The organism is Citrobacter sp. TBCS-14, from assembly GCF_005280805.1.
Classification (GTDB): Bacteria; Pseudomonadota; Gammaproteobacteria; order Enterobacterales; family Enterobacteriaceae; genus Citrobacter; species Citrobacter gillenii.
In genome coordinates, this window is sequence record NZ_SZWM01000289.1 from 99,599 (window position 1) to 120,902 (window position 21,304).

10 protein-coding genes and 1 pseudogene are annotated in these 21,304 nt (G+C 51.1%); 5 read left to right on the forward strand and 6 right to left on the reverse strand.

Annotation, left to right across the window (positions count from 1 at the left end; translation table 11 throughout):
* The first annotated feature begins 36 nt into the window (after nucleotides 1–36).
* Entirely contained in the window at nucleotides 37–8,187 is an 8,151-nt protein-coding gene (locus FDX22_RS13010) for an adhesion domain-containing protein (protein ID WP_146717292.1), read from the forward strand.
* A gap of 7 nt (nucleotides 8,188–8,194) precedes the next feature.
* Here FDX22_RS13010 and xseA read toward each other — a convergent pair whose 3' ends face one another.
* Nucleotides 8,195–9,568: an exodeoxyribonuclease VII large subunit gene (xseA, locus tag FDX22_RS13015; RefSeq protein ID WP_146717293.1), complete on the reverse strand. Its 1,374-nt coding sequence runs from the start codon at nucleotides 9,566–9,568 to the stop codon at nucleotides 8,195–8,197.
* A gap of 161 nt (nucleotides 9,569–9,729) precedes the next feature.
* Here xseA and guaB point away from each other — a divergent pair, with 161 nt between their 5' ends.
* The 3 genes and pseudogenes from guaB to FDX22_RS13030 form a co-directional block, all read left to right on the forward strand.
* Nucleotides 9,730–11,196, forward strand: coding sequence for an IMP dehydrogenase (gene guaB / locus FDX22_RS13020; protein ID WP_115257794.1), 1,467 nt, complete (start codon nucleotides 9,730–9,732; stop codon nucleotides 11,194–11,196).
* A gap of 64 nt (nucleotides 11,197–11,260) precedes the next feature.
* Nucleotides 11,261–12,838, forward strand: a complete 1,578-nt coding sequence (gene guaA, locus FDX22_RS13025) for a glutamine-hydrolyzing GMP synthase (RefSeq protein WP_096759358.1) — start codon at nucleotides 11,261–11,263, stop codon at nucleotides 12,836–12,838.
* Nucleotides 12,839–13,069: 231 nt separating this feature from the next.
* Nucleotides 13,070–13,423, forward strand: a pseudogene (locus FDX22_RS13030) (tetratricopeptide repeat protein); the annotation flags it as partial.
* Nucleotides 13,424–13,514: 91 nt separating this feature from the next.
* Here FDX22_RS13030 and FDX22_RS13035 read toward each other — a convergent pair.
* From FDX22_RS13035 to FDX22_RS13050, 4 genes are all read right to left on the reverse strand, one after another.
* Nucleotides 13,515–14,669: a hypothetical protein gene (locus tag FDX22_RS13035; protein WP_135911611.1), complete on the reverse strand. Its 1,155-nt coding sequence runs from the start codon at nucleotides 14,667–14,669 to the stop codon at nucleotides 13,515–13,517.
* Between the two features lie 33 nt (nucleotides 14,670–14,702).
* Nucleotides 14,703–15,371, reverse strand: a complete 669-nt coding sequence (locus FDX22_RS13040) for a hypothetical protein (RefSeq protein ID WP_146717295.1) — start codon at nucleotides 15,369–15,371, stop codon at nucleotides 14,703–14,705.
* Nucleotides 15,372–15,622: 251 nt separating this feature from the next.
* Nucleotides 15,623–16,501: a small-conductance mechanosensitive channel MscS gene (gene mscS / locus FDX22_RS13045; protein ID WP_137399757.1), complete on the reverse strand. Its 879-nt coding sequence runs from the start codon at nucleotides 16,499–16,501 to the stop codon at nucleotides 15,623–15,625.
* A 367-nt stretch (nucleotides 16,502–16,868) separates the two neighbouring features.
* The gene (locus FDX22_RS13050) at nucleotides 16,869–17,072 is read right to left on the reverse strand and encodes a YfgG family protein (protein WP_115257795.1); all 204 of its coding nucleotides are present in this window, start codon (nucleotides 17,070–17,072) and stop codon (nucleotides 16,869–16,871) included.
* A gap of 349 nt (nucleotides 17,073–17,421) precedes the next feature.
* Between FDX22_RS13050 and FDX22_RS13055 the strand changes: the two genes are divergently transcribed.
* Complete coding sequence (locus tag FDX22_RS13055; RefSeq protein WP_146717296.1) at nucleotides 17,422–19,692, forward strand: sensor domain-containing phosphodiesterase; 2,271 nt, start codon at nucleotides 17,422–17,424, stop codon at nucleotides 19,690–19,692.
* On the opposite strand, the gene ppx is transcribed toward FDX22_RS13055, so the two are convergent.
* Nucleotides 19,672–21,213, reverse strand: a complete 1,542-nt coding sequence (gene ppx / locus FDX22_RS13060; protein WP_117343526.1) for an exopolyphosphatase — start codon at nucleotides 21,211–21,213, stop codon at nucleotides 19,672–19,674. The genes FDX22_RS13055 and ppx overlap by 21 nt on opposite strands.
* Nucleotides 21,214–21,304 lie beyond the last annotated feature (91 nt).

Below are 21,304 nucleotides of genomic sequence, written 5' to 3' on the forward strand. Positions count from 1 at the left end.
TGTTGAATACAGAGCAAATACAGGTGGATATAGCTTATGGATGGCAGTCTGCGCAGGGAAGGGATTTCCCACTTTTTATTGATCATGCTGTTAATGTTCAGCAGTTTTTCTGCGCCAGTGTCCGGTGCGTTGAAAAGCGGTACCTGGCAGGAAGTGAACACCTCAACCGATGCAATCAACGGTACTGTGCCGCTGGCCGACGGTGTCACGATCCCTGTCTATCAGGGCAGTATTCAGCTCAAGTCAGATGAAACCAACACCATTAATTTTAGTGCTATGCCGCGTGACTTCAACACCGACGATACGGCTAGCGCGCTGCAGCTCGTTAATCCTCTGGATACCGAAGGCGATATTTTTGCGGTACCGCCCGTTCGTTGGGAAGAGAAAACGCCGAACGTTGCCCTAACCTGGGCCGATGCTGCGACTCCGGATGAGCCACTCAATCCGCAGCCTGTCGCCAATCAAACATTCTGTGCGCAGAATATGGCCGGGAAAAACTATGTAATCTGGCCGAAAATTGAGAACGATGATTCATCCACGCCGGCTGTTTTATATCTGCAAACGATCACGGGTACCCCCTTCAGCAATGCCACCACCCTGCTAGAGCAGAAGATTCCGGTAACGATTACCGCCGCGGCTGGCGATCCAGTGAAGGTAACGGCGGATAATTACAACGAAACGCTGAAAGCTGCAAAGGTGAATGTGGGCGGGAGCATTACGCTGGCGGTCACCACGCATGACTGTCAGGGTAATGCTGTAGGTAATACGGCATTTGTAATCACCCGTGGCGATGCACTGAACCGCCAGAATACCGTGAATAATACTGCACCCGTGCATGTTGGCGACACCGAACTGACCACCACGACAACGGAATATCACGGCACCACTGATGCTAATGGTAACGCCAGCGTTGTAATCACGCAGGCGAATGGCCCTGGTGTCAAAACTCCGCTGACGGTTTCTCCGACCAATGCCACCACGTTGAAAGCTAGCGTTGATGTGATTTTCACCACACTAACCAGCCCGGATAGCACCAATGCCAATATGTGGGGGCATATGGCGGAAACCTCCAGCGCGGATGTGGAAGGTGAAACCTATACCTTCACTCGACCGAAGCTCGCGGCAGAAGCAGAAGGTACAAGCGGGACCGTGAGTGCAAATAACGAAACTTGGGCGCTATTTAACTGGAGTGGTGCCGATGAACACTGTGACATTTTACCCGATGCGCGTCAGTTAATGGGGTTGAAAATTGCTCGCGGCGATCTGGCGAACCAGTTGGGTTGGCCGGTGGCGGGTACCAATGAGTATTGGTCATCGTCGGCAGGGACGCTGGCGACGAATCACTTAGGTGTCAATATGTTCAGCCGTCGTGTTGTTGAAGAACCCGATACGACAACATCGGTGGTGAGCTGTGTCGATAAAGCCTCGCCGGACGTGACGCCTGCGTTGACGTTGACGCTGGATAATATGGATAGCAGTCTGAATGCTGCAAAGGTGCCGGTGGGGGACTCTATCAGTATGAGGATCACCATTACCGATAAAGAGACCGGTTCAGCACTGCCTTATCGCTATTTTGATCTGTTTGTCGGTGATGAGCAGAACCGTAAGGGGCAAACCAATACCGAGGCTCAGGCTGAAGGGGCTAAATACGGTTGGGATGACAATCCGGTGCTGGTGGGCATTGAAGGTTCCGGTACGCCGAATCATTACCATGGTATTACCGACGCCAACGGCCAGTTGTCGTTGGAGTTAACGCAGAACAACGGTGCAGGCGTTCTGACACCGCTGCGTGTGGTACTGGCGGATGGCACCGAATCCACGGCTAACGTCATCTTTACTGTAGTAACGAGTCCGGATGTTACGCAGGCACGCATGTGGGGTCATATGCAGGGCGTTGTTGAGGCGGGTAATATCTACAAACGACCACTGCTAGCGGGTGAGGCAACGGCAAATACCAGTTCAACCGTTGAGAATCATGAGGACTGGGCGACTTTTAATTCCGTCACTGCGGCGACCGCGCAGTGTGGTGTAGGGCAAGTGCCGGGGCAGGTGATTCTGGATGCGCTCTATTCGGCCCACTCTGGCAACACCATGCTGACCAATTATGGTTGGCCAACTGCCAGCCATAGCTATATTTCCGCTGATACCGACGGTACTCAGACTGCGCACGTCAATCTTGCGAACGGCACCGATGCGATGTTTAGCGGTACAGAACCCAACTATCTCAGCTGCTCTGGCAACGAACTGGTTACACAGCTAGACGTGTCAATGAATGGTGATGCCAATCTACGTCAGGCGGTGGCGAAGGTGGGTGAGCAGATAACCATGACGGTGAACTCGGTCAATGCGCTGAACGGGCTGGTTGTCCCTAATGCGGCGTTTACCGTCACGATGGCACACGGTAAAAACCGTAGCGGACTGACTGCAGGTTATATCGATGCAACTGATGGTACGTTGGTGATGGGCGGCGAGTCTTTTGGCTCATCTCAGGCCTCTATGACGTATCAGGGAATGACTGATGACAGCGGTAACGCGACGCTTATCATCGAGCAACCGCAGGGAGTTGGGTTACTGACTCAACTGAGCATTGTCCCCGTCAATTCGCTTATCACAACGCCGATAGCGCGTAGTGTGAAGTTTACGGTACCGACCAGTCCGGACACGGCAAATGCGGAAATGTGGGGCCACATGGCGGATACGGTGACCGCAGATGGCCTGACATTTGAGCGGCCTAAGCTGGCAACAGAGGTCACTGCAACGCGAACTCAGGAGGAAGATAACGAAACGTGGGCGCGCATCACGCATACCGATGCGGCGGGCAGTACCGGGGCTGGTGGATGTGCGGCAAACCGCTTGCCTCGTGCCGATCAACTCAGTGCGCTGTATAATGCCAACAGCAGTGGATCTATGCACAATGTCCAAGGCTGGCCGGTGGCTCAATCATACTGGTCGGCGACGTTTGCCAGTGAGACCACGTGGAAAATGATGTCGCTAGCCAGTGGCGCAGAAAGTACCGGCGGTAACGCCTCTGTCTATACCAGCTGTCTTGCCAGTGATAACCCCGTTGCCTCCACTATTACCATTGAGGCGGTAACCCCTGCGCAGTGGAGCGATGTTGTGCAGGCGGCTAAGGTGAAAAAGGGCGATACGCTGGCGCTTAAGGTGACGGTAAAAGATGCCAGCGGTAATCCGTTGCCTGGCGTGCCGTTTGTGTTGAGTCGCGGCGATGGATATACGCGCCAGGGTAGCAAACATATTGCCGGTAGCGGTGATGGTATTGTGTCACCCGTGGTGATTGATGGTGAATCACTGAATGATACGGTGACAAAAATTGGCGGCATTACTGGCGATGATGGTAGCAAAACGGTTAGCGTTACCCGTCCGGATACCCATGGCACCAAAGTCGCGATAACCGCCACGTTGTATGACAACGCCAGTGTGAGCGACAGTCTGGACACCATCTTCACCGTGGTATCCAGCCCGGATAGCGATAAAGCCGCTATGTGGGGGCATATGCCGGAAACCGTCACGGCGGCGAACGGTGCAGTATTTAAGCGTCCACTGTTGTTGGCTGAAATTGCCAGCGGCGTTACCGCAGGTAGCGTAACTGAAAATAATGAAGCCTGGGGAACCGTAGATTTCCACTCGATTTCTACTGCTTGTGGTGCGGCTTATGTTCCGACACTGGCAGACCTGCAGTCGCTGTATTCGGGGTGGCCGAGCGGAGCGATGAATACACAGCAGGGCTGGCCGCTGGATGGAAAAAACTACCAAAACAGCACCGCCGATCTCAGCCGCGTAACGGATAATCGCTATGTTAAATCGCTCAACCTGCGCGATAACGGCATCACGTCGCAATTGTGGAGCGAAAAGCTCTATTTCTCCTGTTTGCAGAGTGCGCATTCTACGGCAACGCATCTGACGTTGACCTCAACGCTCTATAAAGAGAGCGACGGCTTCGCCAAAGTGAAAGTAGGTGAAACCATCCCGATTGTTATTAGCACCCTCGACGACAGCGGTAATCCGGTGGGCAATACGCCGGTTATCTTTACACGCGGTGACAGCGTGGGGCGCAGTAATCAGGACGTTAACGCGACTGAAGCCGCAGCTATTCAGATTAACCAGGGCACTGGCATTGATAGCGGCGTTGAGTACTACACGGCCACCGGTGACGATGGGACGGTGACGCTGAGTATTAACCAAGACGATGGCGCGGGATTCAGTACGCCATTACAGGCATCGATTGAGAATATCACCAACACCAGTCAGTCTTTATCAGCGATTTTTACCGTAGTGACCAGCCCGGATACGGCAAAAGCCAACTATTGGGGGCATATGGCCGAAACGGTGACTGACAGTGCAGGGGTGGTGTATAAACGCCCACTGTTGTCGAGCGAGTTTAGCGCTACACCGGGTAAAACGGTGACTATCGTCAATGGCAGTTATGATAAAGGCGAAACGTGGGGAATGCTCACCGCCACTGAGGCTTGGAAAGGTACTAACGGTTGCGGACGTAGCAATTTGCCAATAACGGCGAATTTGCAGACGCTGTACACCCGCTATCCTGACGGAGCAATGCGTACTATCAACGGTTGGCCGATGAGCAATAACGGCGCCGTCAGCGATAGTCAGTACTGGTGGTCTGGTGATTCTGTGTTGTCTGAGGACGCTAGCCAGTTACAGTATGCGGCAGTCAATCTATTGAGTGCTGCGGATATTAAATCCACAACCAGTACATCAACCTATTACATGCAAACCTGTCTTGCCTCACCGCGCCAGCTTGCCAGCAAGCTAACGCTGACGCTTGCCAATGAAGATGAAACGACAGGCATCGCGAAAGCGAAAAAAGGCGAGAAGATTGCCGCGACTGTTATGGTTACCGATACAACCGGACTACCGGTGAGCAATGCGTTGGTGAAGATTACCCGTAGTGATGCCAAAACCCGTGCGAACGTGATTTATACCACTAACAACGCAGACGATATCACACTGAGTGATATTTCTTCAGGCCAGGTCAGCACTCTGCTGGATACTAAAGAAAAATACCTTTACGTACAGACAGATGCCCAAGGACTCATGACGTTTAACATTACGCAGGATAGCACTACTGGTCTGCAAACAACCATTAGTGCGACGCTGGCGGATGACAGTAAGGTAACGGACAGTAAAAATGCCATTTTCACGGTAATTACTAGCCCGGATACCAGCATCGCGAAATATTGGGGTCATATGCCCGAGACGTTTACCAACAGTAAAAACGTTGAATTTAAACGTCCGCTGCTGCGAGCAGAGCTCTCGTCGACAAGCAACACGACAGCATACTCGCTGACCGGGGACGGAGAAGTCTGGTACTCAACAACGAACATGGCGTATTTAGTACAGTGCGATCAGATGAGCACCGCCTCAGCGAGCGATCTGGCGACGCTGCAAAGCGACCACCCGAACGGTGGTTTAATGACACAGTTTGGTTTACCGGTAAGCAGCACTTCGCTGCCGTGGATGGCTGGCAATTTGATCGTTAATGCTGCCCATACCGGCGTAATCTCGCAAAGCGTTAATTTGTTCTCGGGTGAAAATACACAAGCGAGTTCTCAGGCGACCTTGCAACTGTGCCGTGTGGAGCCAAGAACGCTGAATATTACGCTAACCTCCAGTTTGCCATGGGATGCGAACAAAGCGGGATACCTGGCGAAAAAAGGTGAGAAAATCCCACTGACAATTAGCATCACCGATAATGCTGGGCAGCCTCAGGTGGGTGTGAGTATTAAATTTTACCGTGGGCTTTCAAATTTTCGAAATGCACCAGGTTCCTCCACAAACGATACGCTTGCGGAATCCTACACACTTTTAGAACCGGTTTCGCCAGCGTCGGATGCTGTGACGCAAAAATACAATTTGTCACCGACATACTGGTATGGCACGACTGACAGTAACGGTAAAGTTCAGCTCAATGTGAGCCAGGATAGTACGACGGGGTTGAAAACCGAATTCTATGCAGTGATTGTGGACAACAATGTCTCGACCGAGGGTGTTGGCGGTATCTTTACCGTCTTGACCAGCCCGGACGTCGATACGGCTTTCCGCTGGGGCCATATGCCGGAGACGGTTGAAGGGCCGGACGGCGTCACCTATACGCGTCCAAAATTACAGTCAGAAGTTCCATCAGGCGTAGGCTTCTATAATAAAAACAATGAATATTGGGCGCATCCAACGGCTGTTCAAGCTCAAACGGCAGGGGCAACGGGCTGTGATCCTACCTACCAACCGCTGCTGAGCGATTTGCAGGCGCTGTATAATAAATACCCGAACGCTGAACTGGAAACTACCTATGGCTGGCCACTGTCGTCGGGCAGAAACTGGTGGGCAGTAGACTTATCCAGTACAGGCCAATATCAAAGCCTTAATTTAAGCACGGGTACGAGTAATGCCACGACGTCGTCGACCACGATGCAGATGCAAGCCTGCCGAACGACGCCTCATGCGCCGCAACCGGCAACGATTGAACTGACATCCAGTGTTTTCGATGAAGCGGGTCAGTACGTTAAGGTGAAAAAAGGCGAAATCATCCCGCTGACCGTCACGGTGAAAGATGTGAATGGCAGCCCAGCCGCGAATGCCGCCTTTACCATTTCGCGTAGCGACGGCATATCGCGCAGTGGCCTGGTGAAGACCACCGATAACAAAGGGGCGACGGACGATCTTGCGCTAGAGGAACTGACGCCAACACCTGCGACCACGGTGCTGGGCACTAAGGCCAGCACCTATAGCGGCGTGACGGGGGCCGACGGCACCGCCACATTTAGTTTGAGCCAGGATGATGCTATGGGGCTTAAGACCACGATTACGGCGAAATTAGGGACTTATCCAACGCCAACCTCCGCGCTGGATGCGATATTTACTGTCGTGACCAGCCCGGATACCGATAAAGCCGCGTACTGGGGCCATATGCCAGAAACCGCGACCAACAGTGCAGGTGTTGCCTTCCGACGCCCGCTGCTCGCCGCTGAAATGGCATCGTACAGCAGCACGTATACTTATAACAACGAAGTCTGGCCTCTGGTCACCGCCGGAAATACGGATATCGCAGGTGCGACAGGCTGCGATAAGGCGTATCAACCGCTGAAGAGTGACATGGAAACGTTATTTATCGATAACCTTAGCGTTTCAGGTGGTGTCGGTACCGTTTACGGCTGGCCTAGTGGCTCCAATGAACCCTGGTGGGCCGGAGATAAACAGGCAAATACCGGAAACTACCAATATATTATGCTGAGCACTGGCGGTGGTGGATCTACCAGTTCATCAAGTACCAAAGGTGCGCAGGTTTGTCTGGTTGAACCTCGAATTACTGCGGCAGCTATTACGCTGACCTCGACAGCGATGGATACGGCGAAGGCGTCGGCGGTAGCGGAGAAAGGCAAGACTATCCCGCTGACCGTCACGGTAAAAGATACCAGCGGTAATCCAGTCGCTAATGCCAGCTTTACTCTCTCACGAGGCGATTCGACAAACCGGGCGGGCGTGGTAATAACCGATGGTGACGTTGAGGCGGAGATGGGGGCGGATGATTTAGTTCTTCGTGAGGTCACGCCATCCAGCTCGACCATAGACATGAGCAATACCGCCAGCATCTTTACCGGAACCACGGGGGCTGATGGTATAGCGACCTTTACTCTGAGTCAGGATAAGAGCCTGGGGTTGAAAACGTCGCTGACAGCAGCTCTGGTCAATGACACGAATATCCATGCGTCACTGGATGGCATCTTTAATGTGCTGACTAGCCCGGATACAGATAAAGCGAAATTCTGGGGGAATATGCCTGATACCGTCAGCACGAACGGTAAAACGTTACAACGCCCATTGTTGCTTGCTGAATTGCCTTCCGGTGTCACGCCGCCGCTTCATATCACCATGAATAAAGAGGATTGGGCGATGGCACATACCATTGATTCCAGCACCTGGGATCTGGCAGCCCAGTGTGGCAGCTTGCAGAAAGCGTCCACGGCGGATGATTTACTGGCGCTGCATTCGGTATTCAGCACTATCGGGTGGCCGACAACATCGAGCTACAGCTATCTTTCGCAAACGAAAGGGACGAAGAACTACTGTGCGGTAAACCAGTCAAGCGGCAGTGAAAACTGCACTATCGATGCGGGTAAAACGGCAGGGTTCGCGACCTGCGCGCAGTAGCTCTCCGCTACTGCGCTTTACGCGAAGGCGTTTTTTTCTGCGGGGTCACGGTGGTGACCTCGCTCTCCACCCAGCCGTCTTCCAGCCGCGTGGTGATGAGATCGCCGGCTTTCACCTGCTTGACCTTTTTCAACACGCCGCCGCCGGTGGCGGTAGAAACGCTATATCCGCGTGCCAATGTTGCCAGCGGGCTGACGGCTTCCAGATGGGTAACGGTATTCCCGAAACGTTCTCGTTGCTCGCTAAGCCGTGTACGAATATTTTCCGCCAGCCGATATTCCAGTTGCTGAATGCGCGTTTGTGCACGATGAATACGTGGCTGCGGGTTTTGCTGGTTCAGACGATGCAGTATGCGCTGCTGGTGCTGGTTGGCCTGTTTGATTTGGTTTTCCAGCGCAAAGCTCATCCGCTGACGCAGTCGTTCCAGCGTAGTTTGCTGACGCGCCAGACGTAGCTGAGGGTGTTGCTGTTGCAGACGGTGGAAGGTCTGCGTGAAGCGACGACTGCGGTTGGCGAGGTAGTAGTCCATTGCCATGCCCAGACGTTGCTGAACGGACTGAATCTGGCGTAATAATTCCTGCTGATTGCGGCTAACAATCTCTGCTGCCGCAGACGGCGTAGGGGCCCGCAGGTCGCCGACAAAATCGGCGATGGTGACATCGGTTTCATGGCCGACGGCGCTGACAACCGGAATGCGGCTGGCAAAAATGGCGCGTGCCACGCGTTCGTCGTTAAAGCTCCACAGATCTTCCAGCGAACCGCCGCCACGACCAACGATTAACACATCGCACTCGTTGCGGGCGTTCGCCAGTTCGATGGCGCGAACGATTTGCCCCGGTGCATCGTCACCCTGTACCGCTGTCGGGTAGATAATCACCGGCAGGGAAGGGTCGCGACGTTTGAGTACGTGGAGAATATCGTGCAGCGCCGCCCCGGTTTTTGAGGTGATCACCCCGACACAATGAGCCGGCGTTGGGAGCGATTGTTTACACTGCTGATCGAACAATCCCTCGGCCTGCAGTTTGGCTTTGAGCTGTTCATACTTCTGCTGCAATAAACCTTCACCCGCTGGCTGCATGCTTTCGACGATGATTTGATAATCACCGCGCGGTTCGTACAGCGTAATATTGGCACGTACCAGCACTTGTTGTCCGTGCTGCGGACGGAACGTGACGCGGCGGTTGCTGTTGCGAAACATCGCGCAGCGTACCTGGGCGGTATCGTCTTTTAAGGTGAAGTACCAATGACCGGAAGAGGGCTGGGTAAAGTTAGAAATCTCGCCGCTGATCCACACTTGCCCCATCTCTTGCTCGAGCAGCAGGCGCACCGTCTGGTTAAGGCGACTTACGGTAAAAATTGAAGAGGTTTGAGAGGATAACATGTGAGCGGGATCAAATTCTAAATCAGCAGGTTATTCAATCGATAGTAACCCGCCTACCGGGGATCGCAAGGTTTTTTTGCAAAAAAGTGTGGATGCAATCGGTTACGCTCTGTATAATGCCACGGCAATATTTATTAACCAATCTGGTCGAGATATTGCCCATGCTACGTATTGCCAAAGAAGCCCTGACGTTTGACGACGTCCTCCTCGTTCCCGCTCATTCTACCGTTCTGCCGAATACTGCTGACCTCAGCACGCAGTTGACGAAAACGATTCGTCTGAACATTCCTATGCTCTCCGCAGCCATGGATACTGTGACTGAAGCGCGCCTTGCCATTGCTCTGGCACAGGAAGGTGGCATCGGTTTTATCCACAAAAACATGTCTATTGAACGTCAGGCGGAAGAAGTTCGCCGCGTGAAGAAACACGAATCTGGCGTGGTTACTGACCCACAGACCGTGCTGCCGACTACCACCCTTCGTGAAGTAAAAGAACTGACCGAGCGTAACGGTTTTGCGGGCTACCCGGTAGTGACAGAAGATAACGAGCTGGTGGGTATCATCACCGGTCGTGACGTGCGTTTTGTGACCGACCTCAGCCAGCCGGTTAGCGTATACATGACGCCGAAAGAGCGTCTGGTGACCGTACGTGAAGGCGAAGCGCGTGAAGTTGTGCTGGCAAAAATGCACGAAAAACGCGTTGAGAAAGCGCTGGTCGTTGATGACGGCTTCCATCTGCGCGGCATGATCACCGTAAAAGACTTCCAGAAAGCTGAGCGTAAACCTAACGCTTGTAAAGACGAGCATGGTCGTCTGCGCGTTGGCGCTGCAGTCGGTGCGGGTGCGGGTAATGAAGAGCGCGTTGACGCGCTGGTTGCTGCCGGTGTTGACGTGCTGCTGATTGACTCCTCTCACGGCCATTCTGAAGGCGTATTGCAGCGTATCCGTGATACCCGTGCGAAATACCCGGATCTGCAAATCATCGGTGGTAACGTTGCAACGGGCGCTGGTGCTCGTGCGCTGGCTGAAGCCGGTTGCAGTGCGGTGAAAGTGGGTATCGGCCCTGGTTCCATCTGTACGACCCGTATCGTTACCGGTGTGGGTGTTCCACAGATCACTGCCGTTTCTGACGCGGTTGAAGCGCTGGAAGGTACGGGTATTCCGGTTATCGCTGACGGCGGTATTCGTTTCTCTGGCGACATCGCGAAAGCGATCGCGGCAGGTGCGGCAGCGGTAATGGTGGGCTCTATGCTGGCCGGTACCGAAGAATCTCCGGGTGAAATTGAACTGTACCAGGGGCGTTCTTATAAATCCTACCGTGGTATGGGTTCTCTGGGCGCGATGTCCAAAGGCTCTTCTGACCGTTACTTCCAGAGCGATAACGCCGCTGACAAATTGGTACCGGAAGGTATCGAAGGCCGCGTGGCCTATAAGGGTCGCCTGAAAGAGATCATTCACCAGCAGATGGGCGGCCTGCGCTCCTGTATGGGTCTGACCGGCTGTGGTACTATCGACGCGCTGCGAACGAAAGCAGAGTTTGTACGCATCAGCGGTGCGGGTATTCAGGAAAGTCACGTTCACGACGTGACCATTACCAAAGAGTCCCCTAACTACCGTATGGGCTCCTGATCAGTTTCCGCGCCCGGCTTCTATGCCGGGCGAATTTGTTTCACTTGCCTCGGAATTAGCGTCAATGACAGACAATATTCATAAACATCGCATTCTCATCCTCGATTTCGGATCGCAGTACACGCAACTGGTGGCACGTCGCGTACGTGAGCTGGGCGTCTACTGTGAGCTGTGGGCATGGGATGTTACGGAAGCACAAATTCGCGAATTCAACCCAAGCGGTATTATTCTTTCCGGTGGCCCGGAAAGCACCACCGAAGCGAACAGCCCGCGTGCACCAGAGTACGTCTTCAATGCAGGCGTACCAGTATTCGGCGTCTGCTATGGTATGCAGACCATGGCGATGCAGTTGGGTGGCCATGTTGAAGGGTCTCACGAGCGTGAATTCGGCTACGCACAGGTTGAAGTTCAGACCGACAGCGCACTGATCCGTGGCATCGAAGATTCACTGACCGCAGATGGCAAACCGTTGCTGGATGTGTGGATGAGCCATGGCGACAAAGTTACCGCTATCCCGGAAGGCTTTGTCACCGTTGCCAGCACCGAAAGCTGCCCGTTTGCCATTATGGCGCACGAAGAAAAACGTTTCTACGGCGTGCAGTTCCACCCGGAAGTAACCCACACCCGTCAGGGCCTGCGTATGCTGGAGCGCTTTGTGCGTGACATCTGCCAGTGTGAAGCGCTGTGGACACCGGCAAAAATCATCGATGACGCCGTTGCCCGTATTCGCGAGCAGGTTGGTGACGATAAAGTGATCCTCGGCCTGTCCGGCGGCGTTGACTCTTCCGTAACTGCCATGTTGCTGCACCGTGCTATCGGTAAAAATCTGACCTGCGTCTTTGTTGATAACGGGCTACTGCGCCTGAACGAAGCAGAGCAGGTTATGGATATGTTCGGCGACCACTTCGGTCTGAACATCATTCACGTTAAAGGCGAACAGCGTTTCCTCGACGCGCTGAAAGGCGAGAACGACCCAGAAGCGAAACGTAAAATTATCGGTCGCGTGTTCGTTGAAGTGTTTGACGAAGAAGCGTTGAAACTGCAGGACGTGAAGTGGCTGGCGCAAGGCACCATCTACCCAGACGTGATTGAATCTGCCGCGTCTGCAACCGGTAAAGCACACGTCATCAAATCTCACCACAATGTCGGCGGTCTGCCGAAAGAGATGAAGATGGGTCTCGTTGAGCCGCTGCGTGAGCTGTTCAAAGATGAAGTGCGTAAAATTGGTCTGGAGCTGGGCCTGCCGTATGACATGCTGTACCGTCACCCGTTCCCGGGTCCAGGCTTAGGCGTGCGCGTGCTGGGCGAAGTGAAGAAAGAGTACTGCGACCTGCTGCGTCGTGCGGACGCTATCTTCATTGAAGAGCTGCACAAAGCTGACCTGTACAATAAAGTGAGCCAGGCGTTCACCGTGTTCTTGCCGGTTCGTTCCGTTGGCGTGATGGGTGATGGCCGTAAATACGACTGGGTAGTTTCCCTGCGTGCTGTTGAGACTATCGACTTCATGACCGCTCACTGGGCGCACCTGCCGTATGACTTCCTGGGCCGCGTATCCAATCGCATCATCAACGAAGTGAACGGTATTTCCCGCGTGGTGTATGACATCAGCGGTAAGCCGCCAGCGACGATTGAGTGGGAATGATACACCACCTGATTATGTTAGGCATGGCTGAAAAATAGATAAGACTTAAACCCGCGCAATCGCGGGTTTTTTTACGGACAAAGTGTAAATCACTAACAGTAGTGAAGGGTGTCTTTTACGTATAATAAAATCTTTATCTGAACGGCAATATGATATAACTCTTTAAAAAACAAGGGATAAGATTATTTATAATAACAAGAATTGTTATTGTAAATTTCATTAAGTTTCAAGATGGCAATGCTGATCGGCGTATTTAATCTATTTCCCCCCAGTAAGGGTTATGCCGCAGTCTGCCAGGAACGATATCCTCCCAACTCTGAGGAATGCCAGTACGTCCAGGAGACCGGGCGCAAAGCGAAGCAAGGGGATGAGCTGTCTCAGTTTAGTCTGGGTGATATGTATGCGGATGGTGAATATGTTGCCATGCCTGATTATAAACTAGCAATAAAATGGCTGGAAAAAGCCGGTAAGCAAGGAACTAATTTTTCCTATTTCGTCATTGGCTATCATTACAATTACGGTAAAAATTTTCCTCTTGATAAACAAGAAGCGCTGAAGTGGTATCGTAAGGCGTCTGATAATGGCCTGATAGCTTTCTAAATATGTATTCCACCTGCGATGCAGGTGGTTTTATATCTATGCAACCAATTTTAGACAGTTATTTAACGGTGGTGTGCTAACGCAGAAAGCGTCCTCTCAGCACCTTATTATCGACAATCTCTAACAATACCTGTGGTGATTGGGCGGCCTGAATGCGTTCACCGAGTTGTGCAAGTAAAACGTTATCAGTGCTCAGCAGATTATCCGTTTGATTTAGTTTACGTTCAACCTGTAAGGCATTTGCCTGCGTGCTGCTTGTTCGTTCAAATATTGGCTTCATCTTGCTGAGATGATGGGCGACTTTACGTTTTATTTTTTCCCATTGCTGAAATATGCCGTTGCTGGCATTAAGTTCTTTTAAATATACTTCGCTTGTCAGGACAAATTCCTGGTTGCCATCATGCTTGATGAACAGGATAAGATTAGCAACCAGCAAACATTGCATACCCGTCAGATACTCACGCTGCAACCGTTCAACATTGCTGATTTTCAGTTTGAGCGCTTCCCGGAGATCGTCAGATCCAAACCAACTGGTTGGCTCAAATTGTTCAATTTCTCGATATGCCTGAGTGATATCCTTTTCAAGATGCTTAACCTGCGAGCGCACTTCCTGCGCGCTTTTGGCCAAGTTGAGTAGTGACTCTTTGGTGATAATTTCATCCCGACTCAGTAATAAACCGATAATATTGAGATGTTCATGGAAAGCCTGGATCTTCGCGAGGCGCGATTGTTCAAGATGGCCTTTAATCGAATCGATCTTTTGTTCGATGATCCGCAGTCTCTCATTAATATCGGCAAGATGTTTTTGGGCCAGAAGTTGTGACGCGATATTAAAAACCAGGCTGGCATTGACCAGCGACTTCAGGTTTTCAGCTTCGTGAAATCGGGCTTGTGCGCCAATTTTATGGCTGTCAGGCTTAAGTACCGCGCCGATTGCTCCGCTGCCATCTTTGGCTTGCACCAGTTGGCTGTATTCAAAAGAGCAGGTCATTAATTGTGCAGAGTTACCCGCAACGGCAGTGGCGACGGTGGGTACGCTACTGAGCCAGTGGTTAAAGAGTGAAATGCTGCTGGGCTCAAGTTCCATCTGCGAGTCCTGTTGCGCGATATCTTGCCAGTATCCAGGCTGGCTGTGTATTTTCACCAGGGCATTGTTTTGCGCGTCGACGATGTCCACCTCGAAGGCAGCTTCTTGCTCAGGTATCTGATTGTTGTTCGCTAAAGTTGACATAGGGTGAATTCTGCTGGGTTAGTTACGGTATTTTTACTGCGCTATTTTTGGCGAGTAAAGCATGTTTAGCATCGAGATATGGGCAATGAACGGAATTGTCACCCGGTATGCCTCCCCTAATGTTTGGTTAGCAAGGCCGATCGTACTGACGATAGCGGTGACGGGATGTAACCGGAGTGCGGCAAATGCCGCTACGCTTGCCGCAGCTGACAGGCCGATAACAACCCCTTTATCGTTCATGCGCAGATTATCCTGCATCTTGAAAAAACCGGAGACAACTTTCGTTTCCGTGCAGCGCTCCCAGCGTTCATGATCGGCTAATGACTGCCAGTCATCACCAAACAAACTCAGGACGATTTCCCGCTCTTTTGTGGCTTTATTTTTTTTCTTGCTGTCTTTACCATTGAGCTTTTTATGAACATCGGTTAATAACTCAGAATAAGGCAGCGGCTCGCTGCGGAAAATATTGACGAGCGAGTGTCCGCCATATTCCTGCAATTCATGAAGCAGATGCCGTAACCCACGCTCGCTGTAGTCCCGTTCAGCCTTCTCTTCGAGTAGTAAGTCCTTAACGGACGATGATAATGCTACCCGGCCCTTGCCGTTGTCTGTCAGAACGTCGACCAGATAGTCAATGTGATTGAGGGAGGTATTTTTCAGTAAAGACAGGATATGTGGGTCACACTTGACCGGTTGTTCCATTTTTATGGATTCCTTCATCATGAATACAGCATAGAAAACGATAGAGAGTATTGTACAGATATGTTTGGGCGGGGGGCGGTTGTTTTTCTTAGTCTGCAATGTGGGACATGGAAACATGTAACGATGATGATATTTGCGGTTGCTTTTTTAGCATTTAACTTTTCAGTTTTATTTAAGGGCGGGTGTTTAAGCTATTAATCAACGCTAATGCTGCCCAACAGAGGGAATAAAATTCCCTCTGTAAGCGTATTTTAATCGACAATCTGCAGGTGCGGCTGTGATTGTGATGGGACGTTCTGAACACGGATATCCATCTGCGGATAGGGCAAGTCGATATGGTTGGCATCCATCGCTTCTTTGATGTTTTCCAGTAGATCGTAATACGTGTTCCAGTATTCGCCGTTACGCACCCAAACGCGAACGTAGAAGTTAAGCGATGAGGCGGCAAGTTCGCCCAGACGCACGGTTATGCCGCGACTCTGATCAACGCGTTTGTCCTGCTCGATGATATGAGTAATGACGCGTTTCACTTCTGCAATCCGACTCTGATAGCCAACGCCAATCACCAGGTCGATACGACGAAACGGGTGGCGAGAGTAGTTAATAATATTGTCAGAGATGATTTTACCGTTAGGGATCACCACCTCTTTGCTATCAGCGGTGAGTAGGGTCGTTGAGAAAAGATGCACTTTTTCGACTGTCCCGGTGACTGCACCAATTTGTACGATCTCGCCGGCGCGAAATGGACGCAGGGAGACCAGCAGCACGCCAGCCGCAAAGTTGGACAGCGATCCCTGTAGCGCCAGACCGACGGCCAGCCCGGCGGCACCAATGATGGCAATAATGGATGACGTTTCAATGCCGATACGGCCCAAAGCCGCAACGACAAAAAATGCCAGGATGATGTAGCGGACTAACGCAGTGAAGAACTGGATAATGGTGATATCAACTTTACGCTTTAACAGCAGTTTCTCCAGTCCGCGAGAAAGCAACCGTGAGACGAACTTACCGATAAACAGTAAAATCACGGCGGCAACAATGTTCCATCCAAATTGAATAACTGCATCGCTGTGCCCAGTGATCCACTCTAGACCGCTTCGTATTTTCGGAAATAATGTAAAACCCTGCATTGTATTACCCTGTCGAATGTATAAAAATAAAAAGGCTCATATAAATATTCAATTACATTTGATATATAAATGTGCACGCCAGTTATATTAATTAACACTATTGGTTAGTGGCTATTTGAGCTGTATTTTCGTTTATTATGTCCAATAAACAGAAACATAGAAAATCAGCGTGAATAGTGTGGTGATGAGGAGCGAAAAGATAGTGTAATTGTGCGGAAATCAAAATTGATTGGCTGGGGTGACGTGTGGCGTTATAAAAATAGTGACAGGAGGGAACACAAATCCCTTACCGGATGGTTAACTGTCAGACGATTAGCCATCCGGTAAGGAATCTTGAGGCGTAGAGCTTTAAGCGGTCTTTAAGCGATTAATGTTTATCGATTTGAACAGGGGAAGTCTGTTGCGACAGGCTGCTCTGTTGGGATTCTTTCTTGTTCTGATGGTGGTGCCACGCACCGATAGCAGAGTAGACGAAGCGTCCAAAGAAGAAGAGGAAGCTGATAAGCAGTACGATCCGGATCATGCGACTGTTAAATCGGTGTCGTTTTCGTAGGCTGGTAACCTGGCTCACAAAGGGTTCCTTAAAGTGTACCCAACAATGGGCGATGCTTACATTAAGGCACACTGTGAGGGAATGGTCAATTCATCATTATGTAAAAATGCATCAGTTGTTTTATCTTCTTATGTTATGAAAGATAATTTTATTATTTGCATTAATAATGAATTAACGATAACAAAAGAGGAAAAAGGTAATAAATGATTAATGGGTCCTGTTTTCCTTGATATATGTCAAACGCCCTATTCAGGTGATAACTAAAATTGATGGGTCATTATGATGTGTTGTACATCATTGTTTTAAAGTCAGGTGGGATACCTGTCTGAATACCCCTTCAGGATGTGAGGGACTCTACTGAGCATCTATGAAAATCAATAAAAAGTATATTGTTATTAGAGACCAATGGTGGGCATTACCTCTCATCTTACCCTCCCTGTTGTTGCCTTTACTGAGTTGTGTGAACACCTACGCGCATATTAGTACGGGGAATGTCGTTCTTTTTTATCTACCTTTAGCGCTGATGATTAGCCTGATGCTCTTTTTTGGCTGGGGCGCATTACCGGGAATTATCATTGCGATCAGCTGGTATAAACTCCCACAGGTTGGCGTGTTTGAAACAGTGTCAATCATTGCACACTTTGTCGTAACGATTGTCCTCAGTTGGGGTGGATATCGGGTGTTCGCCCCCCGACGGAACAACGTGGCTCATGGTGACTCGCATCTGATGTTTCAGCGTATATTTTGGCAGGTTTTCTGTCCGGCAACGCTGTTTCTGGTACTCTTTCAGTTTGCCGCGTTTGTTGGCGTGTATGCGAGCAAATCAGGGATGATGGGCGTCATGCCTTTCAATACCGGCACATTGATCAATTATCAGGCCCTACTGACGGGAAACCTCGTGGGTATTCCGCTATGTTATTTTATCATTCGGGCAATACGGAACCCTTTTCACCTGCGCGGCTATTTTTCTCAGTTAAAACAGCAGTTTGATAATAAAGTCTCGAAGACGGAGTTTGCAGCGTGGTTGATAGTATTGACGACGTTGATGACGCTGTTGTGTATGCCGTTAAATGAAAATAGCTCGATTTTCAGTACGAATTATACCTTATCCCTGTTATTGCCCGTCATGCTGTGGGGGGCAATGCGTTACGGCTATCGACTTATTTCACTGATGTGGGCGGTCATACTCATTACGGGAATACATCATTATCAGAGCTACATGCCCTGGTACTCAGGTTACGATACGCAGCTGGCGATCACCTCGTCGAGCTATCTTGTTTTCTCCTTTATCGTAAATTACATCGCCGTGCTGGCAACGCGTCAGAGAGCCGTTACCCGACGTACATATCGTCTGGCGTATTTTGATCCTATGGTGCATCTTCCAAATCTGCGCGCGTTGAACCGGGAGCTGAAGAAGTCGCCCTGGTCCGTGCTATGTTTCTTGCGGATCCCTGGCATGGAACCGCTGGTCAAAAATTATGGGATCATGCTACGTATCCAGTACAAGCAAAGAATCGCTCACTGGATAGCGCCCTTTCTGGAACAGGATGAGTACGTCTTCCAGTTATCGGGTAATGACCTTGTCCTGCGGTTTAACACCGAGTCCCACCAGCAGCGCATTGAGGCATTGGATCAGCACATCAAGCAATTCCGCTTTGTCTGGGATGGTATGCCTTTACAGCCACAGGTGGGGATCAGTTATTGCTATGTTCGCTCTCCGGTTAATCATATCTACCTGTTATTGGGCGAACTTAGCACCATTGCCGAACTTTCCCTTGCCACCAATACGCCTGAAAATTTGCAACGTCGTGGTGCCATGCACCTGCAGCGGGACCTGAAAGATAAAGTGGCGATGATGAATCGGCTACAGCAGGCGCTGGAGCACAACCGCTTTTTCCTGATGGCACAGCCCATTTATGGTGTGCGTGGCGATGTGTACCATGAAATCCTGCTGCGTCTGAAAGGGGATGACGATGAAATCGTTACGCCGGATTGTTTCTTACCCGTCGCGCATGAGTTCGGTTTGTCCTCCAGCATCGATCTGTGGGTGATTGAAAACACATTGAAATTTATGGCTCAGAATCGGGAGAGAATGCCAGCCCGTCGCTTTGCTATTAATTTATCGCCTACCTCGGTGTGTCGCGCCCGACTTCCGACCGATATCGCGCAATTGCTGGTGAAATATAAGATTGAAGCCTGGCAACTGGTCTTTGAGGTAACGGAAAGCAATGCCTTAACCAATGCCGAGCAAGCGCAGGCAACGCTGCTGCAATTGCAGTTACTTGGCTGTCAGATAGCGATTGATGATTTTGGCACTGGCTATGCCAGCTATGCGCGACTGAAAAATGTGAGCGCCGATATCCTGAAAATTGACGGCAGCTTTATTCGCACTATTGTTTCGAATAGCCTCGACTACCAAATTGTGGCATCGATTTGTCACCTGGCGCGAATGAAAAAAATGATGGTGGTGGCGGAGTATGTTGAAAGCGAAGAAATACGCAGCGCGGTGGTTTCTTTAGGAATTGATTATATGCAGGGCTATCTGATCGGTAAACCGCAGCCGCTGCATGAGATTTTGCAAGAACAGGTGCCAGAAATTCTGGCACCTGTAGAAGCGTTATGCGGCGATATCGGGTGAGCGTTCTTCTTCAATTTTAAGCCGCCAGCCCGTTACGGCTTCCCAGTATTGCTGCTCTTTTTCCAGATCGAGCAAAACGAGCGCGTTCTGGCTGAACCAGTCATGCGGGAAGCGCAATGTCCAGTGGTTCTCGTCGGTGATAAGCGTCAGCGTCGGCGGCGTGGTCGTCGCCTGGCGCTGGTTGTTCAGCAAGACACCCAGACGTAGCAGTTGGATAAGCGGCAGGAACTGTTTCTTCTTAAACAACGCAAAGCGTGGCAGATCGTCCAGCTTAACGGCTTTGCGATGGTAGCGAACCAATGTCGCCATCATCAACTGCTGTTCCTGGTTAAAACCCGGTAGGTCACTGTTTTGCAGAATGTAAGCCGAGTGGCGGTGCAGGCCACTGTGGTTGATGTTCAATCCCACTTCATGCAGCATGGCGGCCCATCTGAGTAATGCTTCCAGCTGCGGGTTCGCCAGCTTAGGCTGCTGCGCATGCCACTGCTCATACATTTGCATAGTGGTTTCCAGCACGCGGCGCGCCTGTTCGCTGTCGATGTTGTACTGGTTTGCCAGGCTGCTGGCAGTACGGCTGCGTACATCCTGATGGCGGAAGCGACCTTCCATTTCATACAGTACGCCTTCCCGAAGCGCACCATCAGAAAGGCGCAGCTCACGTATTGCCAGCGCATCAAAAACGCCGCACAGGATAGCCAGTCCGGGGACAAAAACCGCTTTCCGCTCCTCGGACAGCCCTGGCATACTGAGTGCTGAAAAAGAGGTGTGCTTCAGGACTTCACTGGTCAGCATTTCCAGGCGTTCGGGGGTAATAAAGCCATCTTTTTCACCCATCTCCAGCAGCACCTCGTGCGCCGCTTTAATGGTGCCTGAGGCACCCAGCGCCACGTTCCAACCTTGAATTCGAAACTGCCAGGTTAAGGTTTCCAGTTTTTGCGCTGCCGCCATGCGGGCGCGCTGGAAGTTTTCCCGAGTGATAATGCCGCCCGGGAAATACATCTGGGCAAAGCTGACGCAGCCCATCCGACGGCTCTCGACCAGTTTAGGCTCGAAATCTTCACCGATCACCAGTTCGGTAGAACCGCCGCCGATGTCTATCACCAGCTTACGGCCTTTCTCCGGCTGCGTATGTTCCACGCCCATAAAAATCAGTCGGGCTTCTTCGTTACCGGAAATAATTTCGATCGGGTAGGGGATGACCTTTTCTGCGCGCTTGAGAAAATCAGGGGCATTTAGCGCCTGACGCAGCGTATGGGTCCCCACAATACAGACGCTTGATGGGGGGAAGCCCTGCAGTCGTTCCGCGAACAATGACAAACAGCTTAATCCACGCTCCATGGCTTCTTCGCTCAGCTTATTGTCTTCGCCGAGTCCATCCGCCAGATGTACGCGTTGTTTTAGTCGCCCTATAATTTGCATCGCTCCGTCAACTACGCGGGCAATAACCATATGGAAACTGTTTGAACCCAGGTCGACCGCAGCAAATTCCTGCGGTCGTGGTGACTTGTCGTGTATTGGCATAGCGTTTATCCGTCATACTTCAAGTTGTGTATGTGTTGGCTGCATTCGTTCACCCCAGTCACTTACTGGCGTAAGTTCCCGGGGATTCTCT

Excerpts from the sequence above, each read along its gene's own strand:
- FDX22_RS13010 (WP_146717292.1), top strand. The coding sequence starts at position 37 with ATGGATGGCAGTCTGCGCAGGGAAGGGATTTCCCACTTTTTATTGATC.
- xseA (WP_146717293.1), bottom strand. The coding sequence starts at position 9,568 with ATGTTATCCTCTCAAACCTCTTCAATTTTTACCGTAAGTCGCCTTAAC.
- guaB (WP_115257794.1), top strand. The coding sequence starts at position 9,730 with ATGCTACGTATTGCCAAAGAAGCCCTGACGTTTGACGACGTCCTCCTC.
- guaA (WP_096759358.1), top strand. The coding sequence starts at position 11,261 with ATGACAGACAATATTCATAAACATCGCATTCTCATCCTCGATTTCGGA.
- FDX22_RS13035 (WP_135911611.1), bottom strand. The coding sequence starts at position 14,669 with ATGTCAACTTTAGCGAACAACAATCAGATACCTGAGCAAGAAGCTGCC.
- FDX22_RS13040 (WP_146717295.1), bottom strand. The coding sequence starts at position 15,371 with ATGGAACAACCGGTCAAGTGTGACCCACATATCCTGTCTTTACTGAAA.
- mscS (WP_137399757.1), bottom strand. The coding sequence starts at position 16,501 with ATGCAGGGTTTTACATTATTTCCGAAAATACGAAGCGGTCTAGAGTGG.
- FDX22_RS13055 (WP_146717296.1), top strand. The coding sequence starts at position 17,422 with ATGAAAATCAATAAAAAGTATATTGTTATTAGAGACCAATGGTGGGCA.
- ppx (WP_117343526.1), bottom strand. The coding sequence starts at position 21,213 with ATGCCAATACACGACAAGTCACCACGACCGCAGGAATTTGCTGCGGTC.